Source organism: Flavobacterium sediminilitoris (assembly GCF_023008245.1).
Lineage (GTDB): Bacteria > Bacteroidota > Bacteroidia > Flavobacteriales > Flavobacteriaceae > Flavobacterium > Flavobacterium sediminilitoris.
In genome coordinates this window covers 2,301,593-2,318,073 of record NZ_CP090145.1, presented here as the reverse complement: position 1 = coordinate 2,318,073, position 16,481 = coordinate 2,301,593, and the positions used below count along the sequence as shown (strand labels likewise).

Annotated in this window: 15 protein-coding genes; 7 read left to right on the top strand and 8 right to left on the bottom strand. The window is 28.1% G+C overall.

Annotated elements, in window-relative coordinates; genetic code table 11:
• Window positions 1–4: 4 nt before the first annotated feature.
• Window positions 5–2,272 carry a glycoside hydrolase family 20 protein gene (locus tag LXD69_RS10515; RefSeq protein WP_246915253.1) on the bottom strand — a complete coding sequence of 756 codons (2,268 nt, stop codon included), beginning with the start codon at window positions 2,270–2,272 and terminating at the stop codon, window positions 5–7.
• Window positions 2,273–2,475: 203 nt separating this feature from the next.
• Between LXD69_RS10515 and LXD69_RS10510 the strand changes: the two genes are divergently transcribed.
• The gene (locus tag LXD69_RS10510) at window positions 2,476–2,895 is read left to right on the top strand and encodes a nucleoside-diphosphate kinase (RefSeq protein WP_045968058.1); all 420 of its coding nucleotides are present in this window, start codon (window positions 2,476–2,478) and stop codon (window positions 2,893–2,895) included.
• 76 nt (window positions 2,896–2,971) lie between these two features.
• Here LXD69_RS10510 and LXD69_RS10505 read toward each other — a convergent pair whose 3' ends face one another.
• Window positions 2,972–4,375: an FAD-binding oxidoreductase gene (locus LXD69_RS10505; protein WP_246915250.1), complete on the bottom strand. Its 1,404-nt coding sequence runs from the start codon at window positions 4,373–4,375 to the stop codon at window positions 2,972–2,974.
• Between the two features lie 274 nt (window positions 4,376–4,649).
• Here LXD69_RS10505 and LXD69_RS10500 point away from each other — a divergent pair, with 274 nt between their 5' ends.
• On the top strand, window positions 4,650–4,850 hold the full coding sequence (locus LXD69_RS10500) for a hypothetical protein (protein ID WP_045968055.1): 201 nt from the start codon (window positions 4,650–4,652) through the stop codon (window positions 4,848–4,850).
• An 82-nt stretch (window positions 4,851–4,932) separates the two neighbouring features.
• On the opposite strand, the gene LXD69_RS10495 is transcribed toward LXD69_RS10500, so the two are convergent.
• Window positions 4,933–5,913: an AEC family transporter gene (locus LXD69_RS10495; protein WP_317236289.1), complete on the bottom strand. Its 981-nt coding sequence runs from the start codon at window positions 5,911–5,913 to the stop codon at window positions 4,933–4,935.
• Between the two features lie 28 nt (window positions 5,914–5,941).
• Between LXD69_RS10495 and meaB the strand changes: the two genes are divergently transcribed.
• Complete coding sequence (gene meaB, locus LXD69_RS10490) at window positions 5,942–7,030, top strand: methylmalonyl Co-A mutase-associated GTPase MeaB (RefSeq protein ID WP_045968053.1); 1,089 nt, start codon at window positions 5,942–5,944, stop codon at window positions 7,028–7,030.
• Here meaB and LXD69_RS10485 read toward each other — a convergent pair whose 3' ends face one another.
• From LXD69_RS10485 to LXD69_RS10475, 3 genes are all read right to left on the bottom strand, one after another.
• Entirely contained in the window at window positions 7,031–10,144 is a 3,114-nt protein-coding gene (locus LXD69_RS10485) for a lantibiotic dehydratase (protein WP_246915247.1), read from the bottom strand. It abuts the gene before it with no gap.
• Window positions 10,145–10,149: 5 nt separating this feature from the next.
• Complete coding sequence (locus tag LXD69_RS10480) at window positions 10,150–11,328, bottom strand: lanthionine synthetase C family protein (RefSeq protein ID WP_246915244.1); 1,179 nt, start codon at window positions 11,326–11,328, stop codon at window positions 10,150–10,152.
• Window positions 11,329–11,421: 93 nt separating this feature from the next.
• Window positions 11,422–11,643, bottom strand: a complete 222-nt coding sequence (locus LXD69_RS10475; RefSeq protein WP_045968048.1) for a class I lanthipeptide — start codon at window positions 11,641–11,643, stop codon at window positions 11,422–11,424.
• A 347-nt stretch (window positions 11,644–11,990) separates the two neighbouring features.
• Here LXD69_RS10475 and LXD69_RS10470 point away from each other — a divergent pair, with 347 nt between their 5' ends.
• From LXD69_RS10470 to LXD69_RS10455, 4 genes are read left to right on the top strand one after another with little or no spacing between them, the layout of a single operon-like run.
• Window positions 11,991–12,704, top strand: a complete 714-nt coding sequence (locus tag LXD69_RS10470; protein WP_246915241.1) for a hypothetical protein — start codon at window positions 11,991–11,993, stop codon at window positions 12,702–12,704.
• Between the two features lies 1 nt (window position 12,705).
• Window positions 12,706–13,356 (top strand): hypothetical protein, encoded by a 651-nt coding sequence (locus tag LXD69_RS10465; RefSeq protein ID WP_045968044.1) that lies wholly within the window; start codon window positions 12,706–12,708, stop codon window positions 13,354–13,356.
• Window positions 13,335–14,117, top strand: coding sequence for a sensor histidine kinase (locus LXD69_RS10460; RefSeq protein WP_246915238.1), 783 nt, complete (start codon window positions 13,335–13,337; stop codon window positions 14,115–14,117). The genes LXD69_RS10465 and LXD69_RS10460 overlap by 22 nt, the downstream gene beginning before the upstream one ends.
• A complete protein-coding gene (locus tag LXD69_RS10455) occupies window positions 14,114–14,755 on the top strand; it encodes a response regulator (RefSeq protein ID WP_045968040.1) in 642 nt (213 codons plus the stop codon). Before LXD69_RS10460 ends, LXD69_RS10455 begins: the two co-directional genes overlap by 4 nt.
• Window positions 14,756–14,758: 3 nt before the next feature.
• Here the strand turns inward: LXD69_RS10455 and LXD69_RS10450 are convergent, their stop codons facing one another.
• Complete coding sequence (locus LXD69_RS10450) at window positions 14,759–14,986, bottom strand: hypothetical protein (RefSeq protein ID WP_045968038.1); 228 nt, start codon at window positions 14,984–14,986, stop codon at window positions 14,759–14,761.
• A 28-nt stretch (window positions 14,987–15,014) separates the two neighbouring features.
• Window positions 15,015–16,394: an MATE family efflux transporter gene (locus tag LXD69_RS10445; RefSeq protein WP_045968035.1), complete on the bottom strand. Its 1,380-nt coding sequence runs from the start codon at window positions 16,392–16,394 to the stop codon at window positions 15,015–15,017.
• Between the last annotated feature and the right edge of the window lie 87 nt (window positions 16,395–16,481).

The window sequence follows — 16,481 nt, the reverse complement described above, 5'->3', positions numbered from 1 at the left end:
TTCTTTAATGAATTTCTATTTCATCAACAAATAACCATGCAGTAGTTCCTGAACCTGGTTCTCCTTCTGGAATTTTACCATAATTCTTAGCTATTGTTTTTACATATCTGGCTTTGGAAACAGGAAATTCTAATACTACCTTTCCTCTATTATTACGAATGTAATTTGCATCACATTGTGCTATTTTATTAAAAGTATTCCCATCATTAGAAATGAATATCTCAACAGATTGAGGATAATAAATCCAACTAGCTTTACTTTGAAAAAATTGAATTTCATACTTTGAAATCGTTTCTTGCTTTTCAAAATCGATGATAGCTTCTAAATTTTTACCTGAAAAGCCAATCCAATCACTTCCGTGATTTGAAGTTTCTCCAACAATTCCATTTACTAGAGTTGTTGCTCCTTGTCCAAAGTAATTAGGATTTGGTTGTTCTGAAAGTTCTATTTTTCTTCCTGTTGATTTTGATACATAAAAATCTTGTGAGTAAATTGTACTTTTTTGTTCATTATCTTCAAAATAAGCTGCTTTTAAGGTGCAACTCGTAGAAATTTCAATAGGTTTTGTATATAATTGACTAGAGTTAGTAAGTTCAGATTTATCTAATGTATATCTAATTCTATCTAGTTTCCCTGATTTTAATTGAACCCATAATCTCCCATTTTTAATTTTGGGTTGGGCAGAAACTTCATATATTGCCTTACTATACTTTACATCCATTTTTTCTAATCTTGGAAAAAAAGAAACTACTCGTTTTTCAAAATTTTCATAGTTTTCTTTATCTGATGTTCCCCATACAACTTCTGATAAAGCAAAGATTCTTGGGAAAATCATATATTCTACATGTTTATCATTTAAGATATATTCTGTCCATACATTTGCTTGCGCTCCTAAAATATATTTTTGTTCTTCTTCAGATAAATCTTCTGGAATAGGATTAAAACCATATACTTTTTCTAATGTTGTATGACCTCCTATAGCTAAAGGTTCATTTTTAGGATTTCCTTGATAGTGATCGAAATAACAATAACCACCAGGCGACATGACTACATTGTGATTTTGTTTTGCAGCCGCTATTCCTCCTTCTGTTCCTCTCCAACTCATAACCGCTGCATTAGGAGCTAATCCTCCTTCTAATATTTCATCCCAACCTATAATTTGACGTCCTTTTGTGTTTAGATATTTTTCTATTCGGGTTATGAAATAACTTTGTAATTCATGTTCGTCTTTTAAATTTTCTTTTTTTATTAAGTTTTGACAATGATTACAATTTTTCCAACGAGTTTTAGGAGATTCATCTCCTCCTATATGTATATATTCTGAAGGAAATAATGCTACTACTTCATCTAAAACATTTTGTAAAAAAGTAAATGTTTCTTCTTTTGGACAATATACATCATCGAATACGCCCCATTTTTGAGCCACTTCAAATGGACCATTCGTACAAGCTAATTCAGGATATGCTGCTAGAGCTGCTAAAGCATGACCAGGCATTTCAATTTCTGGAACTATTGTTATATGCCTTTCTTGTGCATAAGCAACAATGTCTTTAATTTCTTCTTGTGTGTAATATCCACCATATCGAATAGTATCAAATTTTTGATCGTTATAAGCTCCTATCATTGTTCCATTTCTCCAAGCTCCAACAGACGTTAATTTTGGATATTTTTTTATTTCTATTCTCCATCCTTGATCTTCTGTTAAATGCCAATGAAAAGTGTTTAGTTTTAATAATGCTAAATAGTCAATATACTTTTTTATAAAATCGGTAGAAAAGAAGTGTCTACAAACATCTAAATGCATTCCTCTCCAAGAGAATTTAGGTTGATCTATAATTTTTATTCCTTGTAGCTTTATGGCTTTGGTTTTTTCATAAGGAATTAATTGTAATAAGCTTTGAACTCCATAAAACAGTCCTTTATTTGTTAAGGCATTAATTAGAATTTCATTGTTTGCAATTTTTATACTATAAGCTTCTTCTGATTGTAATTCTGAATTAGAATCTATAATTTGAAGAGTTATTGTTTTTATATTTTTCTTATTGGATTCAATATCAATTTCTAATCCTGTTTGTTTTTTTATATGCTCTTTCAAGTATATTGCTTCAAAAGAATCTTGATATTGCTCTATAATCTTTATTTTAGAATTTAAAGTAAATTGTTCGTTTGTGTTTTCACTAAATAAAGGTTTTGGAATTATAGGTAGTACTTCCTTTTGGCTGTAGCAAAAAGTAACGCTAAGTATAATAAATAAAAAGTGTTTTATTTTCATATTTCAATCTTTATATATTTCAAATATACATAAAAGAGTTATACTTAAAAAAGTGAATAAAATAAAATATATCTCACAAAAAACACATATTTCAACACATAATATGTGTTAAACGTTTTTAAATTATTAAACTTTTAAATCGAAATTTCTAGATTCAATAAAAAAGATTACTTTTGCACAAAATTTAAAAATAGATAAACGTTATGGCAACGAATAGAACTTTTACAATGATTAAACCAGATGCTGTTGAGAACGGACACATTGGTGGAATTTTAAACATGATTACTGAAGGTGGTTTTAAAATTGTTTCTTTAAAATTAACTCAATTAACTGTTGCAGATGCTCAAAAATTTTATGCTGTTCACAGTGAAAGACCTTTCTATGGTGAATTAGTAGAGTTTATGTCAAGAGGTCCTATTGTTGCTGCTATTTTAGAAAAAGACAATGCGGTTGAAGATTTCAGAACATTAATTGGTGCAACAAATCCTGCTGATGCTGCTGAAGGAACTATTCGTAAAAAATATGCTAAATCAATTGGTGAAAATGCTGTTCATGGTTCAGACTCTGATGAGAATGCTGCTATTGAAGGTGCTTTTCATTTTGCTGGAAGAGAGCAATTCTAATATTAAAGTCGGTTAACAGTAATGTTGACTACTTAGAAATAAAAAATCCCATTTTGAAAATCAAAATGGGATTTTTTTATAAACTATGTGGTAAAATTTTACCTGGATTCATAATATTATTTATATCGAATACCTTTTTAATTCCTTTCATTAATTCCAATTCCATTTCACTAAAAGCTATTGGCATAAAATCTTTTTGCACATAGCCTATTCCATGTTCTCCTGAAAGTGTTCCTTTTAATTTTACGGTTAATTCAAATATTTCAACAACCCCTTTTGGTACTTCTGTTTGCCAATTTTCATCAGTCATGTTTCCTTTTACAATATTGATGTGTAAATTACCATCACCTGCATGACCATAACAAACAGTTTGAAATCCGTATTTATTACCAATATCTTTTACTCCTTTTAGTAATGTTGGTAATTCATATCTTGGTACTACAGTATCTTCTTCTTTATAAACTGAATTTGATTTTACAGCTTCTCCTACTGCTCTACGTAATTTCCATAATGCATTTTTTTGTTCGTCCGAATCTGCAAATAATACTTCATCTATTTCAAATTGTTCTACTACTTGCATTATTTTTTCAGCTTCTTGAAACAAGATGTCAGTATAATTTCCATCTACTTCAATTAGCAAATGTGCTTGAATTTCGTCCTTTATTGAGACACTTACTCCTTCTACATACTTCATAGTCCAGTCAATCGCATCTCTTTCCATAAATTCTAAAGCACTTGGGACAATTCCTGCTCTAAAAATAGCAGAAACCGCTTCACAGGCTTGTTCGGCTTTATAAAAAGGAACCAACATTAATACATTATGACTTACTTTTGGGATTAATTTTAATACAATTTTAGTAATCACTCCAAGTGTTCCTTCACTTCCTACCATTAATTGAGTCAAATTATAACCTGTTGAATTTTTCAAGGTATTAGCTCCTGTCCAAATAATTTCACCATTAGGCAAAACCACTTCTAAGTTTAAAACATAATCTTTCGTTACACCATATTTTACAGCTCTTGCTCCACCAGAATTCTCGGCAATGTTTCCACCTATAAAGCAACTTCCCATACTACTAGGATCTACAGGATAAAACAATCCTTTTTCTCCTACAGCATCTTTAAGTATTTGAGTAATAACACCTGGTTCTGTAATAACTTGAAGGTTTTGTTCATCAATATTTATAATTTTGTTGAAACGCTCCATAGAAAGCCCAATTCCTCCATGAATACTCAATGCTCCACCACTTAATCCTGTTTTTGCTCCTATAGGCGTAACTGGAATTTTATTAATATTAGCCATCTTCATTATAGCAGAAACTTCTTCAACTGTCGTTGGTTTAACCACAACATGAGGTGGAAAATTATAATCTTCCGTTTCATCATGTCCGTAATCATATCTAGTTTCATCATCAATGAAAACGAACTTTTCTCCTACAATTTGTTGAAGTTCATTAAGAATTTTAGGAATAATTTGCATTTTATTAAAGGAATTATGGTGTAAAAGTAGAAAAAATAGTCGTTTTTGCCTAAAACTATCTCATTATGCTTATTTTTTAAAAAATATATACTTTTTGAATCACAATAGCCAAAGCAACTAAAAATCAATAACTTACAATAAAAACTCAATTATAATGATTACTTCATACTAAATTATTTACAAAAAAACACTTCTTTTTTCTATTTATTTTTTCAACATTTTTTGGTTAATATTTTTTTTTGATTAAATTTGGTTAACCCAATAAATTAAAATTATGCCTAATACACTAATCAATCGTACTAAATTAGCTTTAGAAAAAGTTAGTTTTGATCCTGCTTTATTTAGCAGAGAATTATTAAAAGCAATAAAATTTTTATTAGCTACTGAACTAGAAGAACTAGCTATTTGGTTTGTAAATTTCACAAAAGGTAAACCTGAATTGCAAAACGTTAAAATTTCTGCTAATGAAGTATAAAATTACTCTTTAAACACTAAAACTAACCCCTCTTAATCCAAAATACACAATAAGAATTTGTTTTTTTATTGTGTATTTATTTTTAAAAACTAGTTAAAACCCAATACCAAAAAGCCAAAGTAATAAATGATAATGGAATTCCTATTCCTACCATCATACTACTTAACTTTGGTTTTAACCCATAACTAGAAGCTAAAATAGTAGCTGTAATCATTGGCGCCATTGCTGCTTCCATAATAGATACATCAATCAACAAACCTGTTCCATTAAATACTTTCCTATAAATTACATAGAAAAAAGCAGGTGTTATCATTAATTTAAAAAAGAGTCCTAATACTAAAAACCCCCAATGTTTACTTTTTTTCTCAATTTTTAATTGTAATCCTACTGCAACTAATGCAATTGGTGTAACTGTGTTTCCTACCCTTTGAAATACATTTTGAAACATTTCTGGAAAATCTTGTTGGAGAAAATTTAGTATTAAAGCTATAAAAAAGGCTATAAATGGTGGAAATAAAATTATTTTTAAAACAATTGATTTTGTGTTTAATGTTTCTCTTGAAAATAATGTTGCTGTAATAATTCCTAATGTTGCCATTACTACAAATGAACCTGGTTGATCTACAATGATTGCTATTTCTAATCCTTTGTTCCCATATAGCGCTTCAATTACTGGAAAACCCACAAATGATGTGTTTCCTAATCCTGCTGTTAGAATTAAACAACCTATTAATTTTTTTGACCAACCTAAATATTTTCCTAATGAATAGAAAAAAAGAAATGATAATCCAAATCCTATCCATGCAATTCCTAATGGGTATAATAAGGCAGAAGAGATTTCAATTTTAGGAATATAATATAGAGCTAATGCTGGAAGTGATACATAAATTACAAATTGATTTAGAGAAACATGCATGTTTTTTGGAAAGACTTTTACAAATTGAAAGGCAATTCCTGTGAACAAACAAAGAAATATTAAAATGATATTATCCATATTTTTAAACTGAATTGCAAAGTTAGAAAGCATTATTTGATAATTATAGTTTGGAGAACTATTTTTCAAAAAATTCGTACTTTTACACAAAGATTCAATGCATTTGGAAACACCAGAAAACAAATCGGCTTTATCTGAAATCAATGGTATTAACCAGCCTGATTCGATTAGTGATGCTGTTGCAAAACAAATTCAGCAATTTCGTAGAAAACAACCATCTGCGAATGAATTAATTACTAGGATTATTAAAGGTGATAAGATTGCTTTAAGTAGAGCCATTACCTTAATTGAAAGCACAAATATTAAACATTTAGAAAAAGCTAATGAGGTTATTCAAGGTTGTTTGCCTTATGCTAATAACTCTGTTAGAATAGGAATAACAGGTGTTCCAGGTGTTGGAAAAAGTACTTTTATTGAAGCATTTGGTAAACATTTAACCTCACTAGGCAAAAAAGTAGCCGTTTTAGCGGTTGACCCAAGTTCATCTATAAGCCATGGTAGTATTTTAGGAGACAAAACGAGAATGGAAGAATTGGTAAAAGATGAGAATGCTTTTATTCGTCCTAGTGCTTCTGGTGACAGTTTAGGCGGTGTGGCTCGAAAAACACGTGAAGCTATTATCTTGTGTGAAGCTTGTGGTTTTGATACTATTATTATAGAAACTGTAGGAGTTGGACAAAGTGAAACGGCTGTTCATAGTATGGTTGATTTCTTTTTATTACTTAAAATTGCTGGAGCTGGTGATGAATTACAAGGTATTAAAAGGGGAATCATGGAAATGGCTGATACTATTGTAATTAATAAAGCTGATGGTGATAATATTTCAAAAGCAAAGCTAGCCAAAACCGAATTTAACAGAGCTTTACATTTATTTCCTGCTAAAAAAAGTGGTTGGATTCCGAAAGTGACAACTTGTAGCGCTATTACCAAAGAAGGAATTAACGATGTTTGGAAAATTATTTCTGATTATTTTGATTTAGCAAAAGAAAATCAATACTTTCAAAATAAAAGACAAGAGCAAAATCAGTTTTGGATGATGGAAACGATTAATGAACAATTGAAAACACATTTCTATAATCATCCTGATATTATTTCCTTATTGGAGCAAAATAAAAAAGCAGTACAAAACAATGAAATTTCACCTTTTGCTGCTGCTAAAATTTTATTAGAAAACTATTACAAGTAATTACACTATTTGCTCTTTTACCTCGTATTTCTTTCTAGCCAATTGTCCTTTGTAGTATCGTGATAATAATTCATACACTACAAACTCATTAGTTCTATTTCTTCCCATGAATAATCGATCTAAATTCATGTGTAATAAACTTGCTATTAAGTTATTGATACTTACTTGCAACCTATTTTCTTTTTCAATTTGCAATAATTGTGCAACTAAAGGTTTATTTAACAAACTTCTTTTCTGTATTAATTCAATAATTGGGTAATAATCTTCTTCTGTTTCATTGTTTTTATCTAATATTTTTTCTATTTGTTCTCTAAGATTTCTATATTTTGTGTTTAATGAAACTTTTAATGTTTGTTGTCCTCCATGTTCTTTAAAAAAGGAATCACTAAGAATATCAATAATATCAAATTTTTGATTTAAATTAAATCCAAAATCGTCTAAAAAAGCATCTACTGATCGTATTGCCATTTGCCATCGAATAGTTCCACCACTTTCAGTATCTAGTAAGTCTAACATTTCTACAACAAACTTACTATCATTATAGAAAAACTGTTCTGCAAGTTCTATAGTATTATCTCCGTATCTATCTAATTCTCTTTTATATGTATCATTTTGAATTTTAGAAATACTATTTTGATTGACAAGTGGTTCTAATTCAGAATGTATATAATTCAGAATGTAACTATATTTTTCTAAATCTATGATGTGTAATCTGAATCTTAAATGTGTATCTGGATCTAAATACCGTATAAAAAACCAGGAATCAATTACTTTTTCTTCAACCAATTTTTCAGTGATTTTTTTTATTTTTTCAGTTAATATATAATCGGCTGTTTTAGCTCCGCTATATATTTTGTAGTACAACCATTCGCTTCCTATTGAAAACTGTTGCTTAGTAGTATATGTGAATTTAAAATCATCTTGATGACCTTGATATTTTTCAGTTTGTTCGTTTAAAACAATTGCAATACACTCATTGGTAAACATTTCTCCATTGGTGTCCTTTACTAATGCGTCTTTACTTGTAAATAAATATTCTTCAAGTACAACTTCATTACTCTTTTTAATTGTATCTATGAAAGTGTCAATTGCAATAGGGTTGTTCGTATTAATCAATAATTCATTATCACTTTGTACTATTAAAAATAAATCTGGTAATTCTATTTTATTTTTCAGTTCAAAAAAATAGTGATGTTTTTCAACATTAGTTTTTTTCTTGTCTTGTAAGGGTTCTAAATCTTTTTGTTTTAGTTGCCATTTTGCAGCACTTAATATTGTATTTTGATATTCGACTCTTGGCAAAAAATCAAATTGATTAGAAAGTATTCCCCAATGAAAACCTACATAAGGTTTTGAAAAGTATTGGGTTTGTAAATCGCATAAAAAATGATAAACGGGTAGACTATTAAATCCGAAATTATGAGCATTTCCTAAGCGAGGAATAATTTCTTTTTGTAATCTTTTATCAAATAATATAACTTTATTGTTTCTTATTTTTATATAGAGATCTTCCATTTTTATTTGAAAATCATCTGCAACTGCACTTTTTGCTAAATAAGGGATTTCATATTTTCTAAAAGCAGATCTGGCTAAAATATTCCCTGTTCTACTTTCTGGTAAATGTACTATTTCAGCAAGAATTTTATTAGGAAACTGCTCTTGTTCAAATTCTGAAATTGTATTTATTATTTTGTTTACGGCTTCATTTCCTACTGCAAATCTTCCTAATAAATTTACAGCACTACTTCCTCCTGCTCCATTTATGTATATCTTATTCGTTTTTACATCCAACATTTTAAACATAGCTGAAAATGAAGATGGTAAATTGTTTTCTGAAAAATCTATTGATGGAAAATTTTTTTCTGATATTTCAACACTTTTTTTCTTTTCTTCTCTACTTTTTGTTAATAGCTGTAATAAACAAGATTGTAATTCATTCCATTTTAATTCGCTTCCGTAATTTGCATTTGGAGTATAAATATCTTCTATTAAATCATTAATTCCATGATTTCCTGTTTCTATATAACCAACACCTGTTTCTACATCAAGTGCTAGTAATAAAGGAATAGCATCATCTTCAAACCTATTTTGAAAGCGTTTTTTAAAACTTTCTAGTTTTTCATTAGTATTTATTGGTGTAATCTTATTTAAAAATTGTAATGCATCTTTTAATTGTTCTTGAACTTTACTATGTATTTCCGATTGTACGGTTTGCTTGTACAAGTCAGTTTGAAACAAATTGGTTTCACTTAAATTAGGTAAAATTGTTTTAAGTTGTTCGTGAACTTGCCTGTATGATTCAATTTTATTTAAAATATTGGCATCTATTTTTTTGATTGACTGATCTACAGAAATTAATGTATTTACTATTTGAAATAAATTAGCATCTCTATTTAAATCATGTATTTTTTGTAATTTATTTAATACTGAATTAAAATAATCTGTTCCTGTAACTGTTGGCTCAAGTTCGTTTATTAAAATTTGAGCATCTATTAATTCTTGTATAAATTCTGATGCTTCTTCAAATGTTACTTCATCATCAATAAGTAAGTTTATTAGTTCGTTAATGGTTAATCCTTTATTTGATTGATTCAAAATATAGGCTAAATATTCTGAATAATCTACTTTGCAAATTTTATGAAATCGCTTTGCATTGTTGTAGTAATATTCAATATATCTATAATTTTCTCCTACTTGATAAATACTTGTATTAGGAAAAAATTTCAAGTGTGTTTTTATACTTTCTAGTTTGGCTAATTCTTGTACTAGTGAATTTAATACATTCATATCTAGTCGTGTGTTGCGAATTAGTGTTTTATTTAAATCTGAATTTAGTATAATTTGATTTTTGTCTTGCCATTCACCTATACTTAATCCTGCAAATAAGCCAAACGGTGTGCAACGTTGACTAGCTCTAGATTCGTATTTATACAAAGAAACTTTAAGTTTTTTTAATTCTTTTTCGGTTTCAATTGGCTTTATAAGGTGTTTTTTATATTCATCATGTAAAACGGGTGTCGATAAATATAATGCTTCAGAAAAAACAGCATTGTCTGTTCTATTTCCAAAGGCTACTAATGGTGTTCTAACTATAAATTGTGGTAAAAACTTCATACTTTCTAACTTAATAATAAACATTTGTCCCAATTCAGATCTTCTACATCTTCTGTTAAAAATCCTAACATAGCTAATCCAATTCCTGTTATTCCATCTAACAAACTACTGTCTGGAGTCCATCCTTTTAAACCATGAAATGATTTAAAGTTTTCTAAATTATTTTCACCTTCAAGTTTTAAAAATGTTTGTGCTAACCAATACCAACGTGCTTCATCAAATTCTTTAATTCCTGTTTCTTTATAAAATCTATTAAAAATATGAGCTAATCCAGAAGTACCATGACAAAAAGCTGCATCAACAACCAAGTTTTCTTTTAAATCCCTTCGTTTTGAAGCGTGTAGCATGATTTGAATTGCTTCTTTCTTCCATTCTTCATTTTTAAATATTTTTCCAGCTTGCCAAAAAGCAAATGCTACACCAGTGTCTCCATAACACCAAGCTAACCTCGATTTATATTCAATTTCATAACCCACTTTTACTACGCTTGGATAAAGTGAAAGTGTATTGGTATTTGTTTTATATGATTTAATTAATTTTAAAATATCCCTAACTATTTCTTTATTTTTTGGAATATTTATCTGAGATAAAATAATAACCACTGAGGGTAATCCATGTGACAAGCTAAAATTGATATCAGTACTATCAGCAATATATTTATTTGCTTTAAAAAGGCTCATCCAGCTATTATAATATTTACCTCTTTCGTTAGATTTTAGTCCTTTTAAAAGGTCAGTTACTAAGTCTGTTATGAATTTTTCTCCTAACAGTTTCTTACAACTATTTGCAACAAACAAAAGACCTAGAGAACCATGCAAAAAATCGTAATTTGTTATTTTATTAAAATTTTCACTATTCAAAGACAATAAATCTTGTATTTCTTCTTTTATAGTTGGTAATAAGTCATCTATTAAATCATTTTCTACTAAATAATTCAATAACCAAATATTTCCTGAAATTCCTTCACTAAAAGTAACTTCTTTAGAATTTTGAAAATGTTCTAAAAAGTCTATCAATTTAGTTTCAAAAACATCATGATTCTTTTCTATTAATCTTAATTTGGTAAACAAAAGTTGAAACAACAAAAAACCACCATGAGAATAGTATAAATTATATTCTAGATTATTTTGTAATTGTATATTTTTTTCAATTATAAAAACCGAATCTCTGACTTTATGCAACATAATATTTTATTTAAATAGGATTGAAAATAAAAGAGACTGATATAAATATCAGCCTCTTATTATCTGATTTTTTTAACAAAATCAATTACTTATTTATCTCCCATAGTTCAATCTAGAAGGAATTCCTTCAACACAACTAAATCCTTCACAGTTACAAGTATTGCGAGTACCCACTGCCCATGCCATAGAACCACCTGCATTTTCATATTTTGAAGGTAATGCACCACCATTAACTTCTTTCATTTGATCTTGACTCAATTTTGCTACTGTTTCTTTGTTCAGGTTTAATTTTCCTGAAAATTTAAATTTTTTCATAATTAAAATTTTTAAAATTAATATTGTTTATCCTTTTACGTGGACTAAACGGATTCTAAGGTTTTCTCCTAAACATGTATGTGCACGTACATGTATGTTTTTATAACTTTTCTATTTTTATATCAACAAGGATAAATAATTGTTACCCATGAAATATTTTTTAACACCATTAAATACTATAGTATGTGCCTTATTTTAAAAAACATTACCCATTTATTCAAGGTTATTTTTAATAGGGTCATTTAACCTTAAAAGAAAACGTTTATCAACTTCTAATAAAAAAACACAAGAGTTATTTCTTTGTAAAGAATAAAAAAAGTAATTTCATAATTTAAAACACAAACAATATGATAACTGGAATTTTAATCGCTGTACTACTTGTTTTTGGAGTTTATATTTATAAATTTCCACCAACCAAAAGAACGTCAACACCTTGTCCATGTTCAGACAAAATATGTATGGATTATAGCACTCCTATGAGTGATTTATCTGTAGATTTGATACATACTATGGTTAATAAGTATAGAGGAAAACAATTGAATTGTATAAATGCTCTTAATGATTTTAAAGAAGAAAGTGATGCTCACTCTATTTGGTTTGATTTAGAAACTTTAAAAAAATTCATATACAATATTGAAAAACAATCTAAAAATAAAGGTTTAGAAAACAATGAAGAGATTACCAGTAAAGAACTTGGAATCAGAGTTTATTATGCAGCTTATCCAGAAATTAAAGACTGGGGTAAATATGATGATTTAATTTCTTTTCAAGCTTTAAACCCAATAACAAATAAATATGGTCATTTACATACACTAGTAATGATTCCTACTAGGAGTAGAGGAGGTAAAACATTTGATTTTAATCCTTTGGATTATGATACTTATGCAAATGGACTATATGACAGATCTGGATATCATTATAATTATGCAAATACAAGAACTGCTGCTTTATTAATAGCAAAAATGGATGATGGAACAGATCCAGATGTCTTTATGAGTGCTCAGAATCACGGACAATTATTTCCTCCAGATATAGATTATAATCAAATCTTTAATATTTAATATGACAACTTTTCAAGCAATTTTAAGTAGTTCATCTTTATATATAGAATTTTTAAGTGCAGTAATTGCAATTTTAAAATATAATAAAATAAAAAACACTTATTGGAAATGGTTTGCTTATTATTTGATTACTATATTTCTATTAGAATTAAATGGTAAATATGGTTTTGCGAATTTTTTACAATATAAAAAATTTTATTATGATTTTTTTGTAATACCCTTTCAGTTCATATTCCTATATTGGTTATACGCTTATCAATCATTGAAAAACAAAAAAATATTTTATATTTTTTCTATAATTTATTTATTATCTACTATTCCTCATTTTTATTATTTAGAGAAAATGAGGAATCTTAATTCATTGTCTTATACAATTGGTGTATTTTTACTGATGATTTTAATTTACTTTGAATTTATAAAACAAATAAAATCGGATAACATTATAAACTTCAAAGAGAATCGTATGTTTTACATAAATCTAGGAGTAATTATATTTTATGTAGGTACATTACCTTTTTTTGCATTTGGAATATACTCTTCAAAAAGCACTATATATATATGGAAAAATTATATTACTGTTTTCTATATCTTACTTAACCTTATGTATTTATTGTTTATAGCATCACTTTTATGGGGGAAACCGAAATCATAATAATATTAATAGTCTTCAACTTATTTTTTATTTTATTTATTGCTGGTATAATCACTTTTATCAAACAATACAAAATAAAAAAGAAAGAACATGAAGTTAAGTTACAAAATCAAAAAAGAGAGCACCAACAAGAACTACTTACTACACAGTTAGAAATTCAAACACAAACGATGCAATATATAGGTAGAGAAATTCATGATAATATTGGTCAGAAGTTAACTTTGGCTAGTTTATACACGCAACAGTTAGCTTATGAAAACAAAGCACCACATATCAATGAAAACATTGAAAATATTAGTTCTATAATTAATGATTCTCTAAGTGAACTAAGACAATTATCAAAATCATTAACAGACGATAGTATTGAAAACAATACTATATCAGAATTAATTGAAAATGAATGCATCAAAGTAAATGACTTGAAAAAATGTGCTGTTCATTTTACTTATTCTTCAGAAATAGACATTTCATTTTATCAAACAAAAAGCATTTTATTAAGAATTACGCAAGAATTTTTACAAAATAGCATTAAGCATTCTCAATGTAAAAATATCATAGTTACTCTCAAAAAAACAGAAAACCAAGTTATATTAATTCTAGAAGATGATGGTAAAGGATTTAATATAGAACAATTGAAATCAAGTGGTATAGGCTTACATAATATGAAAAAAAGAACCGAAATTTTAAATGGCAATTACCTTTTAGAAAGTAATCCAAAAACAGGAACAAAATTAATTATTGAAATCCCTTTATTAAAATGAAAAATTCAATTGTAATTGTAGATGACCATGTATTAATAGCTAATGCTTTGAGTAGTATAATTTCTAATTTTAATCAGTTTGAAGTATCTTATATATGTGAAAATGGATTAGAATTACAAGAAAAATTTAAAAATAGTAGAATTCCTGATATTGTACTTTTAGATATTAGTATGCCTATTATGGATGGTTTTGAAACAGCACTTTGGTTAAAGAATGATTATCCAAATGTATTAGTCATGGCTTTAAGTATGCAAGATGACGAACAAAGTTTAATTAAAATGATAAAAAATGGTGCCAAAGGATATATGTTAAAAAATGTTCATCCTAGAGAACTTGAAAGTGCACTTAACATCATTGTAGAAAAAGGACATTTTTTTCCAGCTTGGGCAACAAGTAAAGTACTCACTACATTAAGTGATGATGGTATCGAAGCTAGTAGCAAAATTAAAATTTCCGATAGAGAAAAAGAATTTTTAAAATATACTGTTACTGAGATGAGTTATAAAGAAATCGCAGAAAAAATGTTTTGTAGTCCTAGAACTGTGGAAAATTACAGAGACAGCTTGTTTGAAAAACTAGAGTTAAAAACTAGAGTTGGTCTTGCTGTTTATGCTATAAAAAATGGATATGAAGAGTAAAAATTACTCTTCATATCGTTCCATTTCTCTATCATAAAACTCTCCTGCAAGTGTAATTAAATGCTCCATTTCAGATTCTAATTCTTTTTCATCTTCATCTTCAATGTCTTCTAAAAACTCTACCTCATCATCTTTTAAATTAATAATAAATTGAGGAAAATCTAAATGAATAATAAAAATATCATCTGGAAAATCAGAATTATCTGCTAAAACAAATTTTGGTAAAGTCATATTATTGATGTGTTTATTTTTAAATGAATTAATTCTCAGAGTTCAAAATTAACTTTTTTGTTAGATAATTGAAGCGAATAAATAATAAAATTGCAGCAGCAGATAATCCTGCTAATAATCCTAGCCAAATTCCTATTGCACCTAATGAAGTATACAATCCTAAATAAATAGATATAGGAAAACCAATTATCCAATACGAAATAAAAGTCATATACATTGGAATTTTAACATCCTGCAATCCTCTTAAAGCTCCTAAAACTACTACTTGTAACCCATCTGAAATTTGAAAAACAGCAGCAACTAATAATAATTGTGCTGCAATTGTTACTACTTCTGTATTGGCTACTAAAGTAGATGCGTCTTTCATATTCACAAACATTTGTGGCAATTGTTCATGAAACAAAAGAAAGATTAGTGCAAAAATAATTTCTAAGAACGTTGCCAATAAAAATATAGAGAATGCAACGAGTCTTAATTTTTTATAATCTTCTAATCCTTTTTGATTCCCAACACGAATCATTGACGCAACGCTTAATCCCATAGCAAACATAAAGGTGAAAGAAGCTAAACTAAGTGCCACTTGATTAGCAGCCTGACTTGTTGTTCCTAATCGTCCCGAAAGCCAAATTGCTCCAGTAAACAAGGCTACTTCAAAAAACATTTGCATAGCCGATGGTGTTCCTAACTTTATAATTTTTAAGTTAACAGCTCTTTTTATTTCTTTTAATGAAAAACCCTTAAAATAAGGATGAAATTTCTTTTTTAAATTCATCATATAATGCATATATCCTAGCATTACAAATCTTGAAATAATAGTTCCTATTGCTGCTCCTACAATTCCTAACTCTGGAAAAATCCAAATTCCATATATCAATAAATAATTAAACAAAACATTTACACAATTTGCTAAAATAGTAGCCCACATAGAATAATGTGTTTCACTCATTCCATCTGCAAATTGCTTATAAGCTTGAAACATAATTAAAGGAATCAATGAGAAAGCAACAATATCTAAATATGGTTTTGCCAATTCAACTACATGATCTGGTTGACCCATAAAAGAAATAATAGGCTTTGATAAAAATATAATAGTAAAAAGAATAACTCCTAAAATAGTACACAAATATAATCCATGATGAAAAGCACTTCTTCCTTCTTCTACATTTCCTTTTCCATCTGCTTCTGCAACTAATGGTGTAATTGCTGTTGAAAAACCAATTCCTAACGACATAGCTATAAAAACAAAGCTATTTCCTAATGAAACTGCTGCTAGTTCTGTTGGTCCTAACTTACCTACCATTATATTGTCAACTATTCCTACAATAGTGTGACCTAGCATTCCCAAAATGATAGGATAAGCTAATCTTAAATTATAAGAAAATTCTTTCGTATAGGTTGATAAAGTCATCTTTATAAAATTTGTCTGCAAAGGTAACTAATAAAAACAAAACCTAACACGTTTTAAAGTCATGTTAGGCATTATGAAATAGTTAAA

Excerpts from the sequence above, each read along its gene's own strand:
- LXD69_RS10475 (WP_045968048.1), bottom strand. The coding sequence starts at position 11,643 with ATGAAAAAATTTAAATTTTCAGGAAAATTAAACCTGAACAAAGAAACA.
- LXD69_RS10445 (WP_045968035.1), bottom strand. The coding sequence starts at position 16,394 with ATGACTTTATCAACCTATACGAAAGAATTTTCTTATAATTTAAGATTA.
- LXD69_RS10460 (WP_246915238.1), top strand. The coding sequence starts at position 13,335 with ATGGGGGAAACCGAAATCATAATAATATTAATAGTCTTCAACTTATTT.
- LXD69_RS10470 (WP_246915241.1), top strand. The coding sequence starts at position 11,991 with ATGATAACTGGAATTTTAATCGCTGTACTACTTGTTTTTGGAGTTTAT.
- meaB (WP_045968053.1), top strand. The coding sequence starts at position 5,942 with ATGCATTTGGAAACACCAGAAAACAAATCGGCTTTATCTGAAATCAAT.
- LXD69_RS10455 (WP_045968040.1), top strand. The coding sequence starts at position 14,114 with ATGAAAAATTCAATTGTAATTGTAGATGACCATGTATTAATAGCTAAT.
- LXD69_RS10500 (WP_045968055.1), top strand. The coding sequence starts at position 4,650 with ATGCCTAATACACTAATCAATCGTACTAAATTAGCTTTAGAAAAAGTT.
- LXD69_RS10505 (WP_246915250.1), bottom strand. The coding sequence starts at position 4,375 with ATGCAAATTATTCCTAAAATTCTTAATGAACTTCAACAAATTGTAGGA.
- LXD69_RS10465 (WP_045968044.1), top strand. The coding sequence starts at position 12,706 with ATGACAACTTTTCAAGCAATTTTAAGTAGTTCATCTTTATATATAGAA.
- LXD69_RS10480 (WP_246915244.1), bottom strand. The coding sequence starts at position 11,328 with ATGTTGCATAAAGTCAGAGATTCGGTTTTTATAATTGAAAAAAATATA.
- LXD69_RS10450 (WP_045968038.1), bottom strand. The coding sequence starts at position 14,986 with ATGACTTTACCAAAATTTGTTTTAGCAGATAATTCTGATTTTCCAGAT.
- LXD69_RS10510 (WP_045968058.1), top strand. The coding sequence starts at position 2,476 with ATGGCAACGAATAGAACTTTTACAATGATTAAACCAGATGCTGTTGAG.
- LXD69_RS10515 (WP_246915253.1), bottom strand. The coding sequence starts at position 2,272 with ATGAAAATAAAACACTTTTTATTTATTATACTTAGCGTTACTTTTTGC.
- LXD69_RS10485 (WP_246915247.1), bottom strand. The coding sequence starts at position 10,144 with ATGAAGTTTTTACCACAATTTATAGTTAGAACACCATTAGTAGCCTTT.